The organism is Solibacillus daqui (genome assembly GCF_028747805.1).
GTDB lineage: Bacteria > Bacillota > Bacilli > Bacillales_A > Planococcaceae > Solibacillus > Solibacillus daqui.
In genome coordinates this window covers 80,280-99,086 of the sequence record NZ_CP114887.1, presented here as the reverse complement: position 1 = coordinate 99,086, position 18,807 = coordinate 80,280, and the positions used below count along the sequence as shown (strand labels likewise).

Below are 18,807 nucleotides of genomic sequence, written 5' to 3'. Positions count from 1 at the left end.
AGTCTCGTGAAATGTTGTCAATTATTTGCATAAATTTTTCGAAAATTATTCTTACCCTTACTCGAAAAAATACGACACACCTTTTTAGGTATGTCGTATTTGGAGTTATTTTTTTGCTTCGCCGTAAATCCACTCAGCTTCAAATTCTGCCCAGAAAGCCTCTGGTGTAATGGAAGGTGGAAGTTGTTCTAGAGCTAATTGACGTTTTACGTGTTGAGATACCTCATCATAAGAGAATGAGTGCCCCTCAACGATTTCTGAAACAGTTACAATCGCATATCGGCCATCTTGTAACACAAATGGTTTTGATGTTTCTTGCTCTTTTAATTGTTGTACCTCTTTAGAAATAGCTGTGTCTAATGAAGATTGCTCAGAAGAGACAAAGCCAATATCTCCACCTAAGCTCGCTGATGCAGCATCCGTTGAATGCTCACGTGCTAAAACATCAAATTCCGAGCCGTTTTTTAATTCCTTTTCAACGCGTTCAGCATCTTCTTTAGAATTCACAACAATTAGACTGGTACGAAATGTTGTTGGGATATTATAGAAAGACTGGTTTTCTTCATAGTAGCTCTCCGCTTCCTTGTCTTCTACAACAACATCGTTTGTCAGCACTTTATCTAAAATTAGCTGTGCACGTATTTTTTGTCGTAATTGGTCAGTTGATAAACTATGTAAAGTCGTGTCGTTTGCATCTTGTACCGAACGTTGCAATGCGATTTCTAAATCAATTTCTTCTTCGCTCACTTTAATTTTATATTTATCTGCGGCTTTTTCCATGACCGCCTCATTGACTAAATCTCGAAGCGTTTCTTTCCCAAAGCGGCTTTCCATTGCGGCAAGCCATTGCTGGCGTGTAATGGCATCTCCGTCAACGGTAGCGATAGACTCGCTACCGTTTTCTAATGACGGATTGTCAGAAGGGAGTAACCATACCACAAACCATAATATATTTCCGATAAACAAGATAAGTAATAGTAATAACGTTGGTTTGGTTTTTAAGCGTCGTTGTGTATACGGTACATTTTCTGGTGTTTGGTGTAAATTACGATTGGATTTCATCGATGAAACCTTCAAGTTCTTTTTGATCGAAGTGATATTTTTCTAAACAGAAGTGACATTGCGCTTCTGCTCCGCCATCTTCATCAATCATTTCTTGAATTTCATTGACACCTAAACCGATAATTGCTGCACCGAAACGCTCCTTTGAACATTGGCATTGAAATTGAACAGGTAATGTTGAAAGAATTTGCACATTTCCTTCACCTAATACGGCAGTTAAAATTTGCTCTGGTGAATATCCTTTTTCAATCATTTTTGAAACGGGCTCAATGGAAGATAAACGTTTTTCAATTTCATTAATTGTTTCGTCTTCACAACCTGGCATTAATTGCACAATGAAGCCACCCGCAGCTAAAATGGTGTTGTCTGGGTTTACTAAAACCCCTAAGCCTACTGATGAAGGCACTTGTTCAGATGATGCGAAGTAGTATGTGAAGTCTTCGGCAACCTCCCCTGAAACGATTGGTGTTTGACCTGAGAACATATCACGTAGCCCTAAATCTTTTACAACTGTTAATGTACCCTCACTCCCTACACCAGCACGTACATCTAATTTTCCATGTTCGTTTAAATCAAAGTGTACATGTGGGTTTGTTACGAAACCACGCACATCACCTTTTGCATCCGCATCGATTACCATCGGACCGATTGGACCGTTCCCTTCAATTTTAACTGTAATTTTATCCTCACCTTTTAACATTGCACCCATCATAACAGCCGCAGTCATTGAACGACCTAATGCTGCTGAAACGACTGGCCATGTGTTATGACGGTGTTGTGCTTCGCTTACAGTTTCTGTTGTTTTCGTTGCAAATGCACGTACTTGTCCGTCAAATGCAATTGCTCTTACTAAGTAGTCTTTCATGTTGAAATTCCTCTTTTCTACTGATTTCTTTTATAAATAATATGCAAGCCCTTTAACGTTAAAAACGGATCGACAATATCAATAGCTTGTGTTTCTTGCGCAATAAATTTCGCTAGCCCGCCTGTTGCGACAACAAGTGGCTCGATATTACTTTGAGCTTTCATGCGATTAACGATACCTTCTACTTGGCCAATAAATCCATAAAAAATTCCTGCCTGCATCGCAGCAATTGTATTTTTGCCAACGACTTGCTCAGTTTTCATGATTTCGATACGTGGTAGCTTTGATGCACGGGCATATAAGGCTTCCGTAGAAATTGCGATACCTGGTGCAATCGCTCCTCCCATATACGTGCCTTGTTCATTTAAATAACAATACGTAATGGCCGTCCCAAAATCTACGACAACTAGCGGCTTACCACCATATTGAGCGAGCGCTGCCACTGCATTGACGATACGATCTGCCCCGACTTCACGTGGGTTTTCATACTTAATGTTTAAACCGGTTTTTACCCCTGGTCCTACTACAAGTGGTGCAATATGAAAATACTTGTGACACATTGCTTCTAGTGCAAACATAATCGGGGGTACTACTGATGATATAATAATCCCCGTCATTTGTTCAAACGCTAATCCCTCATGCGTAAAAAAAGCCTTTATCTGCATTGCATATTCATCTTCTGTTTTTCGCGGGTCGGTCTCCATACGCCAATGGTAACGAAGTTGATCTTGCTCATATACACCTAAAATGATGTTAGAATTTCCTGCATCCATTACTAATATCACGTTCGTCACCTACTTTTAAAGTATTCTATGCAAAAATGATACCATAGTTGAACGCTTCGATTATAGTCACTAATACGCTTCCTTAAATAAAGCGCGTAATTTTTTCAGCTGCGATACGTGAAGTGCCGTGTGCTGGAATTTCCGCTTCACCTAAAGCGATTAATACAATCGGTATTTCGTTGGCTGGTAAATTAAAATATTGTGCAAATTGTACTTTATTGAAGCCACCCATTGTTACTGTGTCATAGCCCATTTCTTTTGCTAATAGCATTAACTGCATCGATACAAGCCCTGCATCAAACGAAATAATACTTTTTAATACATCTTGTGGCAATGAGCTATACAGTTTGCGAGAATTAGCAATCATCATATCCGCAACGTTCTGTGGCATAGCACCTAACTCTACATTCGCTTGATAAATTTCCTCCGAACGCTCATACATTTCTAAATCACCTAACACCGCAATTAATGCCGAGCACGTTGCAACTTGTTGTTGATTATTTGCAATCGGTAACAGTTCATTTTTTACGTCTTGGTCTTGGATTACTAAAAAGCGCCAAGGCTGCATATTGCTTGATGAAGGTGCTGAAATCGCATCTTCAATTAATTGGTGCAATACTTCTTGTGGAATCGTTACACCCTCTTTATATTTACGAACAGATTTTCTTGCATACATAATGTTTTTTGCTGATGTTATTGTCGTTGTCATGAGTAATCCCTCTTATCTTTCGTATTGGTCACTATTTTGTTGTAAACGCTGTAGCAAGTTATTTAGTAGCTCTAATTCTTGCTGTGAAAAGTTGCTCGCCAATTGATCTAAATAATAATTTTTTCCTTTTTGACAGTACATTAATTGGTTCCGTCCCGCTTCAGTAATACTTACGAGCACTTCTCGATTATTTTTTTCATTACGGTTGCGTTCAACAAGCTGTTCATCTTCTAGCAGTTTTAAATGTCTTGTAATCGCTGCTTGGTCGATTTGCAGTGCTTGTTTTAAAATTTGCTGAGATACCGTTCCTTTGTTGATAAGTGTGAACAAAAGCTCATAGCGTGTCATACTAATGTCTGTTTGTTGTTCAAACTGTTTGGTTACTTGCCGATCAATTGCCTTCATTAATAAAATAATTTGTTTCAATTGCTCCATAGTTGCTTGAAGAACTCCTTTCCTCACCAATTACAACAGCTCGGTAGGATATCAATTACGCACCAACGTAATTGCGTCCAGATGTTTTTCGAGCTCTCTCGAAAAACCTTTTAAAAACTGTGACATCTGCCAGAGAATTTAGGTCAACATGAAGTTGATCACAAAGGCATTGTCACAGGACGTGACGCTTTTAGCCTTTGTTACTCTAGTCATCCGGGATTTGCCCCCACTGAATGAAGATTATACTTAGCAGTCATCCCCCATTTATAGAAGTGGAGGACTTTTGCTGGAGCAAGTTTAACACAAGACTAATCAACTGTTGACTAGTCAATTATAAAAGAAATATTGTAGAACGCAAATCATATGCTTTTTTGATATAAAAAACGAGCTCCTTGAATAATTCAAGGAGCTCGTTTGTGTTCATGCGTTATTGTTTTGGACGGTCTTCATTGATGCCTTGTGTGCGTTCAGATGACTCATCTTTCGGTAAATCTTCTACTGTTGGAAATTTCACTTCACCTGTTACCTCTTGGTTGATGGAAGCATTGCCAGCAGTTTCAACTGTTGGTGTTGCTTCTTTCGTTTCTCCCTGAGGTGCAGATGTTGCTTCTGCTTCAACTTCTGGAAGTGTACCATGATCACGTAAATGCTCGATTTCTTGCGCGTTTAATGTTTCTTTCGTCATTAACGTATTGGCAATTAAATCTAGCAATTCACGTTTCTCAGTTAGGATACGTTTTGTACGTGCATATTGCTCGTCAACGATACGTTGCACTTCTTTATCGATTTCATAAGCAATTGTATCAGAGTAGTTTTGATCTGAGCCAAAATCACGACCTAAGAACGGGTTACCGCCTTGATTTGAGCCGTATTGAACTGCCCCTAAATTACTGCTCATACCATATTCTGTTACCATTGCACGTGCAATACTCGTTACTTTTTGGAAGTCATTGTGTGCGCCTGTTGAAACTTCACCCAGTACGATTTCTTCCGCAACACGTCCACCTAATAAACCAGCGATACGATCCAGTAATTCTTGTTTTGTAGTAAAGAAGCGCTCTTCCTTCGGTAACATAATCGCGTAACCACCTGCTTGACCACGTGGTACGATTGTTACTTTGTGAACAGTATCTGCTTCGTCTAATTCTAAACCAACAACAACGTGACCCGCTTCGTGGAATGCCACAAGTTTTTTCTCTTTTGGAGAGTAAACGCGACTTGCTTTTGCTGGACCAGCGATGACGCGGTCAGAGGCTTCGTCGATGTCTGCCATGTTAATTGTTTTTTTGTTTTTACGAGCAGCAACAAGAGCAGCTTCGTTTAATAAGTTTTCTAAATCAGCACCCGAGAATCCTGGTGTACGTTGTGCAACAGCTGCTAAATCAACTGAATCTGATAACGGCTTGTTGCGTGCATGTACTTTAAGAATTGCTTCACGGCCTTTTACATCAGGGTGTCCTACCGTAATTTGACGGTCAAAACGACCAGGACGCAATAATGCTTTATCTAGAATATCTGGGCGGTTTGTTGCCGCGATGATAATAATACCTTCGTTAGCTCCGAAACCATCCATTTCAACTAGTAATTGGTTTAATGTTTGTTCACGCTCATCGTGACCACCACCAAGACCAGCACCACGTTGACGACCTACTGCATCAATCTCGTCGATGAAAATGATACATGGTGCATTTTTCTTCGCGTTCTCGAATAAGTCACGAACACGAGATGCACCGACACCAACGAACATTTCTACGAAGTCAGAACCTGAAATCGAGAAGAATGGTACGCCTGCTTCACCAGCTACCGCACGTGCAAGTAATGTTTTACCCGTACCTGGAGGACCTACAAGTAGAATCCCTTTAGGAATACGCGCACCGATATCTGTGAATTTGCGGTGATCTTTTAAGAAGTCTACTACTTCAACAAGCTCTTGCTTTTCTTCATCAGCACCCGCTACATCATTGAAGCGAACTTTTTTCTTCGAGTCATCAAATAGCTTCGCCTTTGATTTACCGAAGTTCATTACCTTATTACCGCCACCTTGTGACTGGCTTAATAAGAAGAAGAACAGAATAATAATAATGACAAATGGAATGATGCTCGTAAGGAACGTTACGAATCCACTTGTTTGGGCCGCTTCTAAAACTTCAACACCTGGGTATTTACCGGCTTGAATTTGTGTGATGCGATCTACCGAAGTTTGGTCATTTTGCAGAATATTTACTGTAAATGTTTCGCCATCTTCAGCGCCCTTCATTTGACCTACGATTTTATACACGCCTCGTTCAGGCTGAATTGTGATGGAATCCACTTTATCACTTTCAAGCGCCTCAAAAAATGCGTAATATTCTAGGTTTTCAGTTGTCTTTTTACCACCACTAAATGTTCCAAAAATCCCGATAATCACGAGAAAAATTAGTAAATAAAATATGGTGTATCGAAATATTCGATTCATCCCCAGCCTCCTCACAACGTTACAGAAAAACTATAAGTAAAATCTTAACATACGTTGAAAAATTGATACAATGAAAAGCACCAAGTATTTTAAATGTTCAAGTGAATTATGACAAAATCCGCTCAATTACCAACCGAACTCCCAAATTCGTCCAAATTAATCAATTACGCCTCGGCGTAATTGCGTCCAGATTTTACAAGCTCGCTTGAAAAATTCCCCTAAAAAATCTGTGACATCCGCCGGGGCTTAACTTGATTCAGCTGGGGTTTGCCCCCGCTGAATCAAGTTAAAATGAGTATACTTCGCGTTTTAAAATTCCGATGTATGGTAAGTTACGATATTTCTCTGCGTAATCTAGACCATATCCTACTACAAATCCGTCTGGTACTTCGAAGCCAACAACATCTGCCTCTAAGTTTACTTTACGACCAGATGGCTTATCTAATAATGTTACGATTTTAATTGATTTTGCTTTACGGTATTTAAATAAATCCACCAAATAGCTCAATGTTAAACCACTATCGATAATATCCTCGATAATTATAACGTCACGGCCTTCAACGCTTGTATTTAAGTCTTTTAAAATTTTTACTTCTCCAGACGAAACCGTTGCATTACCATATGAAGATACATCCATGAAATCTAACTCAACGTAAGAATCAAAACGTTTCATTAAATCTGTCATGAAAGGCATAGCCCCTTTTAATACACCTACCGCTAATGGGAAGCTATCTTTGTACTCTTCTGTTAATTGTGCGCCTAGTTCTTTAATACGCTCCTGGATTTGTTCTTCTGAAATCACTATTTTTTCAATATCATTTTGAATCATGGGTAGATTCCTCCTTAGATTATTTCAACTTTCTAATAACATTCATCGCTTTCCACAATAAGTACACAATCATGCTTGGCCAATTTTACGTTGGAAAATTTATTGTTTAAGCGTACAGCTAATAAAGCTATCGGCTCGTCATTTGAATCGACTAATAACGGCCAATTGGCTCTTTTAATGAAAGGAATCTTGTCATCAATAAAAATGCGAGATACTTTTTTCTTTTGCTGCATACCTTGTAGTGCAAGGCGATCCCCTTTTTCAGGAGCTCTTACAATGAGCGGAATTGCCATCGAGGAAGCAGAGAAATATTTTGGTTGATGCTGTTGTAGAAACGCATCATCGCATTGTGCAAGCTCCCCGATAAACATTCGAATAGATCCAAATGTATACCATTTATTGAATGTAAGCTGCTGCTTTTCGAGCGAACTATTTCTTTGCTTTTGTTCAAATACAATTTCATCGTAATGACGGCGTGCAATAAAATTCTCAGGTAAATCGACTGAACGGCTACCTTCAGACGTATCAAATAACGCCAAAATGGCCGTACAAAGTGCATAGCTTTGAATTGTATTCGATTCGTTATAAAGATAATTTAATAGTATTAAAATGAGCCTTCTTTGTAAAGCAAGTGGTTCATTTTGTAACGTAGAAACCGATACTTTATAACAATTTCCATCAATTCTTTCAAAAAGATGTGAAAAACGGTCTTGTGCAAGTTGCATTAATAATAAATCATCGGCAATAAGCTGCTGCGAAATCTGTACTGCATGTTCTGATACCAATGCATTTTCCTGTTTTAATAACGGGACAATATGATGGCGAAAACGATTCCGCGTATACGCATCTTTTGCATTACTTGCATCTTCACGATACGTAAGTGCTTCGCTATGTAAATATTCCCCTATTTGCGCTTTTGTAACCCCTAAAAATGGGCGAATAACAAATTGTTGTGCAAATGAACGAATCGGCAAAATTCCCTTTAAGCCATTTAACGAGCTAGCCTTTGTTAAAGCCATGAGCATTGATTCTAATTGGTCATCCGCATGATGTGCCGTTACGAGCTTTGTGAATGCATGCTCTTGCATTAGCTGTTCAAAAAATTGATAGCGCTCTCGGCGGCAAATAGCTTGTGTATTGCCGCCCTCCTGTTCGTAAATCGATGCAATAGGAATGGCACAGCTATAAACCGGTATCGCAAAATCATTACAATACTGTTCCACAAATAAACGATCTTGAGCTGAAACCTCTCCACGCAGCATATGATCCACATGTGCGACTGCTATATCAATCTGCAGATAATGGCGAAAGCGCTGAAAAAAAGAGAGAAGCGCCATTGAATCAACGCCTCCCGAACAAGCTATCAATAATTTATCTCCTTGCTGTATGAGCTGAAGTTCTTTCATATATGCTAATACACGATGCTCTAAACTATGCATCAAATTCACCTCATTTTCAATTACGCCACGGCTAACTTATGTCCAGATTTTTTAAACCCGCTTGAAAAATCCCCCTAAAAAATCTGTAACATCCACCGGGGCTCAAATTGATTCAGTTGGGATTCTCCCCCCCGCTGAATCAATTTAAACGACATTGGTCGGTCGAAAAACATGCCACGGCTTTGCTACATGTTGCAAACGAAACAGCATGACAGTACAATCGTCAGTTATTTCATACTTCTGCTTATAATGCGTCATACAATCAAATAATGCGACTTGAATCGATGCACCTTGTGCTAAACTTTCACGAATCGCTGATATAAATCGCTTTTCCTGCACATCCCATTGCTCTAATGCCGTGAATAAGCCGTCTGATACCATTAAAATAACATCTTCTGCACGGAGTTTCACCATTTCTGTATCGACAGCAAAGTCTGGTAAAAATCCTATTGGGGCACATGTACTTTCTACTTTAAATAATTCGTCCCCACGCAGCACATACGTCGTCATACCGCCCGCTTTCCAACACCACAAATTACCAAACTGTAAATCAACAAGCGCAAAATCCATCGTGGCATACATATCCGAATCATTTTTAAGCGATAAAACGTAGTGCATCGTATGCATTGCCGTTTCTGGGTCTAGATTATAAGCTAAGCATTGCTGCAACATATGAATTAAACGTTCGCTTTCTTCTTGCGCTGACTGATTTCTCCCCATTCCATCCGATAGCATCATTGCCATTAAGCCTTTATGCAGTGGAAACACGCGATAGGAGTCGCCCGAAATAGCATGGTCTTTATAAGAATACGTATATACATCATACTCCAATTGATAGCGAATTGCTGAACGAAACTTTAATTGTCGGTAAAAAATTGGATGACGTTGTTCACTTATAAGCTCCCCTTGCATTGGTTCGTGAAGCCATTCAAACAAATGCTTTTCAAGTGCTTGCATCAACCCTTGCAAATCGCCTTCATCAGCCATATAAAAATTGATTTCACGCTCACCGATTTCATTGTTTTGCCATTCAATATGCAAGCACTTTAAGCCTTGCTCTATTAAAAACTGCTGTAATTGATTCGATGTTTCTGGAGCATCTAGCTCTTTTTGCTGATGCTGTAGTAATTGTTGTAAATGCTCCGTTAAATCGCGTAATTGAAGCGCAATCATCTTTTTACCATGATAAAACTGACGCTCCATTTGCTCTTTTTGTAATGCCGCTTGGAGCTCCTCTAGTAATTTTCCAGATTTGATGCATTTGCTTTTCAATTGTTCTTCTGCACGCAACCATGTCACGGGCTTCGAACTACGTCTTGCTAAACGCCAATTTTCTATAATTGGCACCATTTCTTGCTCGCCACCAAAGCATTGCGCACGGCGAAAACAGCTTGAACAAATTAAAAATGGCTCATTATGTGTAGGTTGATTTGTTGTTGCTGCTACATCTTTTGTAAATCGCTCGAATACAAGTTCATTCATAAAAAACGCAAAATGTTGAAATTGTTGTAATTGTTGCTCCACCATTTCATTACGATGAATACGAACAACAGGTGTTGTTTGTTGCGTATAGTAATCTCGACACTCTTGCAAAAAGCTCTTTGGCAAAAGCAAAAATAAAATCACACCCGTTATACTTGATAAAAAGTACACACTATCGAGTGGTAACGTAGCATCGTAGTAAAAGAAAAATACACTCGGCAGCAAGCTAAAAACCGCAAGAACTACACGCCCATAAAGTTGGACAAAGCTCGCAACTAACCCGCTACACGCATACAATATCATCATCCCTGTAAATGATAAATCTGCCAAACCAATTAAAAACCCAAGGGCTAACGTCAAAACAACAGTCGCCCCAATTGTGGATGTAAACGCCACAATACAAATCAATAATTGCAGCATAATTTGTGGTAACGAAAAATATACTACGACAAGTTCCTTCATACCAACAATCAAACTGGCTAAAATGAAAACAGCTGCAACCATTTTATGTTTTGTCCATTCATCATTACGCGCACCTTTAATTGGTACAAGTTGATTTAAAAAAAATAAAATCATAAGGGCAAACAAGCTTTCATAAACAATTGAAGCGATTACCAACACCGTCGGCAACCCACCATTAAGCACTATTTGCCAAAGCATTTGCACAGCCAAAACCGCTGTTAGTAACTGTGCATAGACTGAAATTTTTACATATGGAAAACGGTGTAATCCCTCTAGCCATAACAATTGTAAGAGAACCAACATCCCTTGACCAAACCCTAATAAAAACGTCCCTAAAAGTCCGCCGATTAATACGAATTTTTGAGAGTTCGGTAACTTTTCCCTTAGGACGAGCCAAAGTGGTAAAAATAATGGAGCAATCGTTTCAAAAAATACTGCCTGCGCAAAGCAAAAGGCAATAAATAAAATACTTACCGCAAACAACTGCTTTCTATTGTTTAATTCATCGAGTTTTAAACTAGGAAACATTTTTTCTTCTTGCTGACGATTGATTGTAACCACTATACTCACCTTTTCTTTTTGTCGCTATTATAGAAAAGATGCAATTAGAATTTTGTCTGTTTATAGTAGCCTCATAAAAAAAACGTTCGACGATTTTTTTACATAACAGTGAAAATTGTAATATTTTATCCCTATTTCATGCATAATCCCTCTCCAAATTAAAGTATTTTAACTATCTTTCCCAAAAAAGATAAGTATAAATTATTCTTATTTAAATTTATGAAATTAGTGTTGACACTTTTAACGTAGCCTTGTATTATTAGTTTTGTTGTTAAATTGGCGGTGTAGCTCAGTTGGCTAGAGCACTCGGTTCATACCCGAAAGGTCGTGGGTTCGACTCCCTCTGCCGCCACCATATTTGTTTGGCCCGTTGGTCAAGTGGTTAAGACACCGCCCTTTCACGGCGGTAACACGGGTTCGAATCCCGTACGGGTCATCTTAGGAAGTGCTATCCTAAAAGTGTTTACTTTTTGGACAACACTCGTATCATGTATTAATAATCCGCTATAGGCGATGGTAAGAATAAATTCTCACCACCCTCGGCGCAAAGGGATTGTCTTGGAATTATTTCCTAGGCAATCTCTTTTTTCTTTATCATTTAATGGAAATAATAGTACGTTTCACTTTATAATGGAAAAGGAGGTGGCGTTGATGTTGATACAAAACTTTACATATTTAGCTTTTCTGTGTGGCGTTAGTATGCTTTTAGTCGTCGGTGGTGTTGTTTTAACAAACTTACCATTGCCATTACAAATTATTATGATTGCGATTGGCTTAATTGGCGGTATTTTTTGCTTTATCACATTAATTCGTGTTCTTATTAAACATAATGCCGAAAATGCGAATAAATCATCACCAGAACAAAAACGTTAATTTTATTTGAAAGCATAGCTCTGGCGAAAATAGCACAAGTTGTTATTTTTCTTTTACGGATTACACTAAAAATTTATGCTTTCCTGCTACGCACAAACAAAAAGCAGATTCACACAGGGCTTCCTCTGTGTAAATCTGCTTTTTCATCTATATGACACTTTTTCTAAGTTTCAAATAGCCAGCAAAATTATCCTCTGCGAGCTCCTCGTCCACCACGTTTTGATTCAGTTGCACGTTTTAATGTAGTTAAACGTTCATCGCTATCTTTTAAGAAGCGCGCCATTTTTTGTTCAAAGTTTTCTTTTGGTTGACGATCGTTACGATCATTTGAACGATTGTTTTCACGACGAGGACGTTGTGGTCGCTCTGGTCGCTCAGCTTGAGGCTTTGCTTTACGAATTGAGAGACCAATCTTACCATCCGCTTCAACATTCATCACTTTTACTTCGACTTCATCGCCGACTTTAAGGTGTTCGTTAATATCTTTTACATAGTTGTCCGCTACTTCACTAATATGAACTAAACCTGTTTTTCCATCTGGAAGCTCAACGAATGCACCGAAATTTGTGATGCCTGTTACCTTACCTTGTACTTTGCTGCCTACTTCAATTGACATAAAAAAAATGCTCCTCCTTAAATTTTAAGAGACTTCTAATAAAAGTCGTTTATCAATTAATAATGAAACTTTTGTTCAATAGTTTCTCTTCTAATTATAGCTAACATAAAAAGAGTGTCAACAAGACACTCTTCTAAAAGGTAAAAAATGACATTTTCCTTATAACCTATACTACTTTTGTGTCATTATTCATCCTTTTTATCCGAATCTGTTTTTTCATCTTTATTATCTGATGTTTTTGGAATTGTAAAGATAATCTCGCCTTCTTCAGAAAGGAAAAACTCTTTTCGTGCTAACTTCGCAATATATTCATCATCTTCTAATTTTGCAATTTGCAAATTTAACATTTCTTGTTTTTCTAAGGATTCTTCTAATTGTGCGTTTACTTCGGCTTTTTTAATTTGTTTGTCAGCAAGTCGTTCATTTTGCATGCTTGAAAATTGTGCTAAACCAACAATTGAAGCAACAGCGATGATTAAAAAGATGGCCAGCCTTCGGCGAAGCAATACGGCTTTTTTCGCTTTTTGTTTTGCTATTTTGGCGTTCGGATTTGAACGGACAAATTCGTTATCAAGTGGTTGAACATTATTATGTAGCTCATCTTGAATATCTCGTTTCCCCACTGCCGTCTCCTCCTTTGTTTTAAAAAAGTTATTATCATTATACGAGTTCATTTCTTCGATTTAAAGTTTTTTAACAAATATTTCTTAAAAAATTTAAAAATTGGATTTATTATTAATAAACAAAGTGCTATTACAAACTGAATTATTTTACGAATAATCACCACAAAGACATGTCCAATAAAATAAATGGGCTTAATCACTATGTTCACAAAAAGCCTTCCGATAAAACGCGCAATATTTTGGAAAAATAGCTCATAACTAATAATTCCTAATATTTGTGCCAGCGGGTCGACAAATCGCCATTGTCCTCCCTTTATTAAAAATAATAAATAAAATGTGCTAATGGCTAAAAGAAGCCATACAAGCCCTTCTAAATATCGTGCTATATCGCGAATAAATTTTATCGGAAATTGTCTTGTGATTATTCTTGTCCCATCAATAACCATACCCACGGCAATTCCGCTTATAAACATGACGATGATGCTTACAAGCTGCGCACTCATCATCCAAATAATTTATGGAGGAAGCTTTTCGATAATCCGCTATCACTTTCATCGTACTGCAGTTGTTTGACTTCTCCTTCTAATGTCAGTAAGCCTTTGTCCACATCTAAATGCACAATGCGTAATTCTTCACCGCGGATGAGTAGATGTCCTTGTGATGTGTTAACAAAAAATTCCTCTTGATCGAAGCGTTCAATGCTTTTTACTGATGTCATGTCCATTCGTTTTCGATTGCGTACCGTTACTAAATGATCTCCTGAAGAAATTGTATAGCGTGTACTTTCTTGATGAATTGTCATGCCAGTCCCCCTTATCCTTCATAGTTGTACACTATATGCTTGCTAAAAAAAAAGCATGACAGATTTTTCTGCCATGCCATCATTCTATTCTTCATCATCAATAAATTCTGGGTCGACTTTTTCAAGACGCTCTTCTTTAAGAATGGTAAACATTTTTAATGCATCTTCTTTTTTCACAGTTTCGCGCAGCTCTTCTACACGTGCTGTGACGATTTTTTGCCCGAAGCGAATCGCTAGCTCATCGCCTACTTTGACAGTACTGCTGGCCTTTGCAACTTTACCGTTAATAGAAATACGACCTTGTACGGCTACTTCTTTTGCTAATGTACGACGTTTAATTAAACGTGAAACTTTCAAAAATTTATCTAAGCGCATAAAATTACTCTCCTTTTTCTAAACGTTTTGCTTCATCCCAAAAGCTATCTAATTCATCTAACGTAAAATCACTAAATGTTTTACCGCTATTTTTCACACTGTTTTCGACAAAGTTAAAACGACGCGCGAATTTTTCATTGGCATGTAGCATTGCTTCTTCTGGTGAAATTTTGTAGAAGCGCGCCAAGTTTACTAATGTGAACAGTACATCACCAAACTCGTCCATGCGGCTTGTCGCTTCACCACTTGAAATTTCTTCGCGGAACTCTTGCCATTCTTCTGTTAACTTATCCCACGCGTCTTTTACATTTGGCCAATCAAAGCCAACTGCCGCCGCTTTTTTCTGGTAGTTATATGATGTTTGGAGTGCTGATTCAGGCCGATATTCATTTTTTAATAACGGCTCGTCCCCTGTTTCGCCCTTTTCTGCTTTTTTAATCGCTTCCCAGTTTGCTACAACTGTATCGGCATCTTCTACTGATACATCCCCAAACACATGCGGGTGACGGCGAATCATTTTTTCACTAATTGACGCTAATACTTCTTCTAGTGTGAAGTAACCATTATCCTCACCAATTTGAGCATGTAAGAATACTTGTAATAGAACATCGCCAAGCTCTTCAACCATTGCGAAATCGTCTTCTGCATCAACCGCAGCTAAAAATTCATGCGCCTCTTCTAATAAGTACTTCTTCAATGATTCATGCGTTTGCTTTTGATCCCAAGGGCAACCTTCTGGACCGCGCAATTTCGCAATAATCTGACGGAATGTTACCCAATCACGTAGTGCATCTTCATCTGCCGTGACAGGTGGTACATATACTGTCGTTAAGTTATTGATTTCTGCCGACTGATCTAACTCATATAACGGTACAGTACGTAATTGTTCTTGTGAAGAACCCGCTGCTGTGACAATTGTTACTGGATAATCATCACGATATTTTTCCATTAATGTGAGCTTTACTTCAGACGCACTGAACGAATCGTACACTTGCGCAATTAAAATGTGCTGGCGCATATTAATATCATGCATCGACATGCTTGTGCCATCTAATAGTTGGAAACCTTCAATTGGGTCAATTTTTAACGCGCCGAAAATTGGGTCTAAAAAGCTTTGACCACCTTCTATAACAAGTTTAATCTTTCCTTGACTGTCAGCTTCGATTAAATGCTGTACCGTTTGCTCAGCTACTAACGGATGCCCTGGTACTGCATACATTATATCTTCTACTTCTACAGCCTCAATTAAGCGTTCTGCAATTTCCTCGTATACTGGACCGAATGTACCGTGTTTCATATACACTTCGTCAAAACTCTTAAATTCGATACCTTCTTGCTTTAAATCTTGTAGTACAGGATGATCCTCTGTACGTACATATAAATTTTTTGCAGCTTTAATTTTTTTATAAACACCCATTTGCATTTGTTCAAAATCGGCTGCACCTAAACCGATGACTGTTAATTGATTCACACGATACACCTACTTCTTTCGATTTAACCATAATTGATACATAGCCATACGACGACCAAACGGAATTAAAAACCAATCCTTTTCCGTCAACACACGTAATTTCGCTACAACGGTAATAAAACTAAATGCCCCAAGTGATACGAGGATCCCACTATAAATAAGTGCTACCGAACGACGCATCTCAGGAGCTGTAAATACAATATCTAAAAGTAACACTGCACACATGACTGTCACAATCATTACGAAGCTTGCGACAATTAGCTTTCGGTAAAACATTGCCGTGGCTAAGCGACTTACTGCTATTTTTTTCATATAAATGACTAATGCGATTGCTGCAAAAATTAACCCCACTGTACTCGCAATCGCAGCACCCAGTACATCTAAATGCGGTATAAGCACCACATTTCCAATATATTTTAACGCAATACTTATCAGCAAAAATAGTGCCGGCATTTTTAATTTACTATAGCCTTGTAATACCGCCATAAACGTCAGTATTATCGATAACGGAACAATTTGTACTACATATAATCGTAGCATATTGGAATAGCTATCGGTCTTAAATAAGAGCGTGTTCGCATAAGGCATAACCAGTACGAGTCCCAGCGCTGCCGCCACGCCAAATAAGAGCGAGCTACGATACGTCAATTGAATAAATGGTTTTGCTCCACGTCCGTTTTTTGCCTTTGCTTTTAATGCGACGAGCGGTACAATAGCTAACGAAAGTGACGTTGCAATGACAATTCCTAGCTGCACAAGCGGCTGTCCGCGATCATAAATCCCCTTCATTTCCATTGCTTGGACAGTTTCCACACCAGAAGTCACAAGCATTTTAAAAATCGTAAATGAATCAACCAGTTGGAAACATAACAGTAGTAACGCACTCATGCTAATCGCGATACTATAGAGCGTTACTTCTTTCAAAATCGGCCACACCACCACTTTTTTTTTCGCAATGGGCTGTTGTTCACGTTTTAAAAACAAGAATAACAATATGATTCCTGCTACTTCACCAATGACGGTTCCTAATACTGCCATTTTCCCAACAGTATATACAGAGGACGTAAAATGTAGCAACACAATCGTACCAACTAAAATAATTGCTACACGAATCGTTTGTTCAAACACTTGTGCATAGGCAACTGGTTGCATATAACTATTCGCTTGAAACGTCCCTTTTAATAAGGCTAGTAACGGCATGCACAATGTAATGAAAGACCCCATCTTCAATAATCCTGCAAGTTCGGCATCATTCATTAAAGCGGCAAGGGCATCTGCTCCGAAAAATAGTAAACTAAAAAATATTAGTGATAGCACCGTTAAATATTTAAAAATTGCCCAAGACACGGCACGTTTTTCTATGGCCGTACCACCACGTGCTTCAATATCTGCTAGCATTTTGGAAATGGCTACCGCAAAACCACTTGATGTCCAAACGACAAAAAACGAAATAAACGGATACACTTGCTGATAGACATAAAAGCCTTGATCGCCTACCAAATTTTGATAAGGCACTCGGTAAATAGCACTTAAAATTTTAACAATAAGTGCTGCCATCGTTAGTAATAACGCACCTTTCATATAATTTTTCATTCCAAAATTTTGCGAAGACATTCTATTTCCTTCCTCTACTACATACAATGTATTTAGTATAACATGAAAAACTATTTGTAAAATTAGACGTTGTGCCATTAGAAAAACACATTTCGCGACAAATAACGCGAAATGATGTCTTATCTTATGTGGATTTCCATGAAGTAAGATGATCCTTTCCTATCCACAAACAAAAACGTCCACTTTACATGGACGTTGTTTCAAAGATTTAATTTTCCATTTGCTTCGCTAAAAAATTGGCTGCTGCTTCGGCTGCCTTCTGTTCAACATCTCCTATGAAATGCACCTTTGAAAATAAATAAACGGCTCCAATAGGATCACCATGCGCAATTATAGGCACAATACAATAAGACTTTACTTGTTCATGTTGTCCTGTAACGAGCTCAATCGATTGCTCGAGTTTTTCAACTGTAGCTGTTCGATTTTTAATATGATCTTCAGAAAACATTGTCAATCGTCTTGCTAAGTAATCTTTTTTAGATGCACCTGCAACGGCAATCATTTCATCTCGGTCGCTAATACATGCTGGTGTACCTATTGTTTCAAATAAACTCTCCACATATTGCTGTGCAAATTCACTTAAATCATTAATCGGTGAATATTTTTTTAAAATGACTTCACCTTCTCGGTCAGTATAAATTTCTAACGGATCGCCTTCACGAATACGCAATGTTCTACGGATTTCCTTCGGGATGACAACACGACCTAAATCATCGATGCGACGAACTATTCCTGTTGCTTTCATCGTTTATGTTCCCTCGCTTTCATCTCTTTTTACATCAAGATGCTACTAGTTTGGCTTAAAAGAAATAAACCTATGCATGGGTTCATAACCAAATTTTTAAAATTACACACTTTTTTTTGGCATTTCAAATTGATCAGATTAACTACATTTGGGAATTTGTTTTATTTTTAGATTTATTTCTGTTTTTTAAAAACGAAAACAAAACATCTAGGAACGTCCATAGGAGGTGTTGGAATTGTTAAGAGTAGATGCTATTGTCTCTACGCCCGATGCATATCGTCAGCAACAATACTATGCAGGAACACATTTGGTGCATTATCCGAATTATGCAACAGAACGTGCAGAGGTTATTTCAAAATTTGAAAATGGTATTTTTAAACGTTATTTAGAAAAACCAAACGGCCAACGTGATCTTACAATGACTTCCACAACACGTGAAAAACAATTTTTAGCGTTACGCCAAGAACATCGTAACCGCGAGGAGCTATTACAGAGATTAAATTATCAGAACGGTGTTCACTATAGCGTTCAGCATTCTATTAAATCGATGTTAGAATTATAATTTTCTCGATATAAAAAGAAGGATACGAAGAAGTCATTTACT

Annotated in this window: 19 protein-coding genes and 2 tRNA genes; 4 read left to right on the top strand and 17 right to left on the bottom strand. The window is 38.3% G+C overall.

Features of this window, described 5'->3' with window-relative positions; genetic code table 11:
* Positions 1-105: 105 nt before the first annotated feature.
* The 9 genes from O7776_RS00475 to O7776_RS00435 all read right to left on the bottom strand — a co-directional run bounded on the left by O7776_RS00475 (position 106) and on the right by O7776_RS00435 (position 11,084).
* Positions 106-1,062: a peptidyl-prolyl cis-trans isomerase gene (locus O7776_RS00475; RefSeq protein WP_274308738.1), complete on the bottom strand. Its 957-nt coding sequence runs from the start codon at positions 1,060-1,062 to the stop codon at positions 106-108.
* Positions 1,046-1,927 (bottom strand): Hsp33 family molecular chaperone HslO, encoded by an 882-nt coding sequence (hslO, locus tag O7776_RS00470; RefSeq protein ID WP_274308737.1) that lies wholly within the window; start codon positions 1,925-1,927, stop codon positions 1,046-1,048. Before hslO ends, O7776_RS00475 begins: the two co-directional genes overlap by 17 nt.
* Positions 1,928-1,944: 17 nt before the next feature.
* The gene (locus O7776_RS00465) at positions 1,945-2,712 is read right to left on the bottom strand and encodes a type III pantothenate kinase (RefSeq protein WP_274308736.1); all 768 of its coding nucleotides are present in this window, start codon (positions 2,710-2,712) and stop codon (positions 1,945-1,947) included.
* Positions 2,713-2,794: 82 nt separating this feature from the next.
* On the bottom strand, positions 2,795-3,421 hold the full coding sequence (locus O7776_RS00460) for a nitroreductase family protein (protein WP_274308735.1): 627 nt from the start codon (positions 3,419-3,421) through the stop codon (positions 2,795-2,797).
* 12 nt (positions 3,422-3,433) lie between these two features.
* Positions 3,434-3,856 (bottom strand): MarR family winged helix-turn-helix transcriptional regulator, encoded by a 423-nt coding sequence (locus tag O7776_RS00455; protein WP_274308734.1) that lies wholly within the window; start codon positions 3,854-3,856, stop codon positions 3,434-3,436.
* A 427-nt stretch (positions 3,857-4,283) separates the two neighbouring features.
* Positions 4,284-6,311: an ATP-dependent zinc metalloprotease FtsH gene (ftsH, locus tag O7776_RS00450; protein WP_274308733.1), complete on the bottom strand. Its 2,028-nt coding sequence runs from the start codon at positions 6,309-6,311 to the stop codon at positions 4,284-4,286.
* Between the two features lie 286 nt (positions 6,312-6,597).
* On the bottom strand, positions 6,598-7,140 hold the full coding sequence (gene hpt, locus O7776_RS00445; RefSeq protein WP_241371020.1) for a hypoxanthine phosphoribosyltransferase: 543 nt from the start codon (positions 7,138-7,140) through the stop codon (positions 6,598-6,600).
* 32 nt (positions 7,141-7,172) lie between these two features.
* Positions 7,173-8,579: a tRNA lysidine(34) synthetase TilS gene (gene tilS, locus O7776_RS00440; RefSeq protein ID WP_274308732.1), complete on the bottom strand. Its 1,407-nt coding sequence runs from the start codon at positions 8,577-8,579 to the stop codon at positions 7,173-7,175.
* Between the two features lie 144 nt (positions 8,580-8,723).
* The gene (locus O7776_RS00435) at positions 8,724-11,084 is read right to left on the bottom strand and encodes a SpoIIE family protein phosphatase (RefSeq protein WP_274308731.1); all 2,361 of its coding nucleotides are present in this window, start codon (positions 11,082-11,084) and stop codon (positions 8,724-8,726) included.
* Between the two features lie 278 nt (positions 11,085-11,362).
* On the opposite strand from O7776_RS00435, the gene O7776_RS00430 reads away from it, so the two are divergent.
* The 3 genes from O7776_RS00430 to O7776_RS00420 all read left to right on the top strand — a co-directional run bounded on the left by O7776_RS00430 (position 11,363) and on the right by O7776_RS00420 (position 11,957).
* Positions 11,363-11,439: transfer RNA gene (locus O7776_RS00430), tRNA-Met, on the top strand.
* A gap of 9 nt (positions 11,440-11,448) precedes the next feature.
* Positions 11,449-11,520 (top strand) — tRNA-Glu (locus O7776_RS00425).
* A gap of 215 nt (positions 11,521-11,735) precedes the next feature.
* Positions 11,736-11,957 (top strand): sodium:potassium antiporter, encoded by a 222-nt coding sequence (locus O7776_RS00420; RefSeq protein ID WP_241371023.1) that lies wholly within the window; start codon positions 11,736-11,738, stop codon positions 11,955-11,957.
* A 187-nt stretch (positions 11,958-12,144) separates the two neighbouring features.
* On the opposite strand, the gene O7776_RS00415 is transcribed toward O7776_RS00420, so the two are convergent.
* The 8 genes from O7776_RS00415 to spoVT all read right to left on the bottom strand — a co-directional run bounded on the left by O7776_RS00415 (position 12,145) and on the right by spoVT (position 18,203).
* Complete coding sequence (locus O7776_RS00415; protein ID WP_008408265.1) at positions 12,145-12,573, bottom strand: S1 domain-containing RNA-binding protein; 429 nt, start codon at positions 12,571-12,573, stop codon at positions 12,145-12,147.
* Positions 12,574-12,758: 185 nt separating this feature from the next.
* A complete protein-coding gene (locus O7776_RS00410; protein WP_274308730.1) occupies positions 12,759-13,196 on the bottom strand; it encodes an FtsB family cell division protein in 438 nt (145 codons plus the stop codon).
* 47 nt (positions 13,197-13,243) lie between these two features.
* Complete coding sequence (yabQ, locus tag O7776_RS00405) at positions 13,244-13,699, bottom strand: spore cortex biosynthesis protein YabQ (RefSeq protein ID WP_337999458.1); 456 nt, start codon at positions 13,697-13,699, stop codon at positions 13,244-13,246.
* Complete coding sequence (gene yabP / locus O7776_RS00400) at positions 13,699-13,998, bottom strand: sporulation protein YabP (protein ID WP_241371025.1); 300 nt, start codon at positions 13,996-13,998, stop codon at positions 13,699-13,701. The genes yabQ and yabP overlap by 1 nt, the downstream gene beginning before the upstream one ends.
* A gap of 84 nt (positions 13,999-14,082) precedes the next feature.
* Positions 14,083-14,373, bottom strand: a complete 291-nt coding sequence (locus tag O7776_RS00395) for an RNA-binding S4 domain-containing protein (RefSeq protein ID WP_274308729.1) — start codon at positions 14,371-14,373, stop codon at positions 14,083-14,085.
* Between the two features lie 4 nt (positions 14,374-14,377).
* Positions 14,378-15,844, bottom strand: a complete 1,467-nt coding sequence (gene yabN / locus O7776_RS00390; protein WP_274308728.1) for a bifunctional methyltransferase/pyrophosphohydrolase YabN — start codon at positions 15,842-15,844, stop codon at positions 14,378-14,380.
* 9 nt (positions 15,845-15,853) lie between these two features.
* Entirely contained in the window at positions 15,854-17,458 is a 1,605-nt protein-coding gene (locus O7776_RS00385; protein WP_274308727.1) for a putative polysaccharide biosynthesis protein, read from the bottom strand.
* A gap of 208 nt (positions 17,459-17,666) precedes the next feature.
* Positions 17,667-18,203 (bottom strand): stage V sporulation protein T, encoded by a 537-nt coding sequence (gene spoVT, locus O7776_RS00380; protein ID WP_274308726.1) that lies wholly within the window; start codon positions 18,201-18,203, stop codon positions 17,667-17,669.
* Positions 18,204-18,438: 235 nt separating this feature from the next.
* On the opposite strand from spoVT, the gene O7776_RS00375 reads away from it, so the two are divergent.
* Positions 18,439-18,765: a hypothetical protein gene (locus O7776_RS00375; protein WP_274308725.1), complete on the top strand. Its 327-nt coding sequence runs from the start codon at positions 18,439-18,441 to the stop codon at positions 18,763-18,765.
* The last annotated feature ends 42 nt before the right edge of the window (positions 18,766-18,807 follow it).

Bases quoted from the DNA above. Each gene is read 5' to 3' on its own strand.
- O7776_RS00475 (WP_274308738.1), bottom strand. From the start codon at position 1,062: ATGAAATCCAATCGTAATTTACACCAAACACCAGAAAATGTACCGTAT.
- hslO (WP_274308737.1), bottom strand. From the start codon at position 1,927: ATGAAAGACTACTTAGTAAGAGCAATTGCATTTGACGGACAAGTACGT.
- O7776_RS00460 (WP_274308735.1), bottom strand. From the start codon at position 3,421: ATGACAACGACAATAACATCAGCAAAAAACATTATGTATGCAAGAAAA.
- O7776_RS00455 (WP_274308734.1), bottom strand. From the start codon at position 3,856: ATGGAGCAATTGAAACAAATTATTTTATTAATGAAGGCAATTGATCGG.
- ftsH (WP_274308733.1), bottom strand. From the start codon at position 6,311: ATGAATCGAATATTTCGATACACCATATTTTATTTACTAATTTTTCTC.
- hpt (WP_241371020.1), bottom strand. From the start codon at position 7,140: ATGATTCAAAATGATATTGAAAAAATAGTGATTTCAGAAGAACAAATC.
- tilS (WP_274308732.1), bottom strand. From the start codon at position 8,579: ATGCATAGTTTAGAGCATCGTGTATTAGCATATATGAAAGAACTTCAG.
- O7776_RS00420 (WP_241371023.1), top strand. From the start codon at position 11,736: ATGTTGATACAAAACTTTACATATTTAGCTTTTCTGTGTGGCGTTAGT.
- O7776_RS00415 (WP_008408265.1), bottom strand. From the start codon at position 12,573: ATGTCAATTGAAGTAGGCAGCAAAGTACAAGGTAAGGTAACAGGCATC.
- yabQ (WP_337999458.1), bottom strand. From the start codon at position 13,699: ATGAGTGCGCAGCTTGTAAGCATCATCGTCATGTTTATAAGCGGAATT.
- yabP (WP_241371025.1), bottom strand. From the start codon at position 13,998: ATGACAATTCATCAAGAAAGTACACGCTATACAATTTCTTCAGGAGAT.
- O7776_RS00395 (WP_274308729.1), bottom strand. From the start codon at position 14,373: ATGCGCTTAGATAAATTTTTGAAAGTTTCACGTTTAATTAAACGTCGT.
- O7776_RS00385 (WP_274308727.1), bottom strand. From the start codon at position 17,458: ATGTCTTCGCAAAATTTTGGAATGAAAAATTATATGAAAGGTGCGTTA.
- spoVT (WP_274308726.1), bottom strand. From the start codon at position 18,203: ATGAAAGCAACAGGAATAGTTCGTCGCATCGATGATTTAGGTCGTGTT.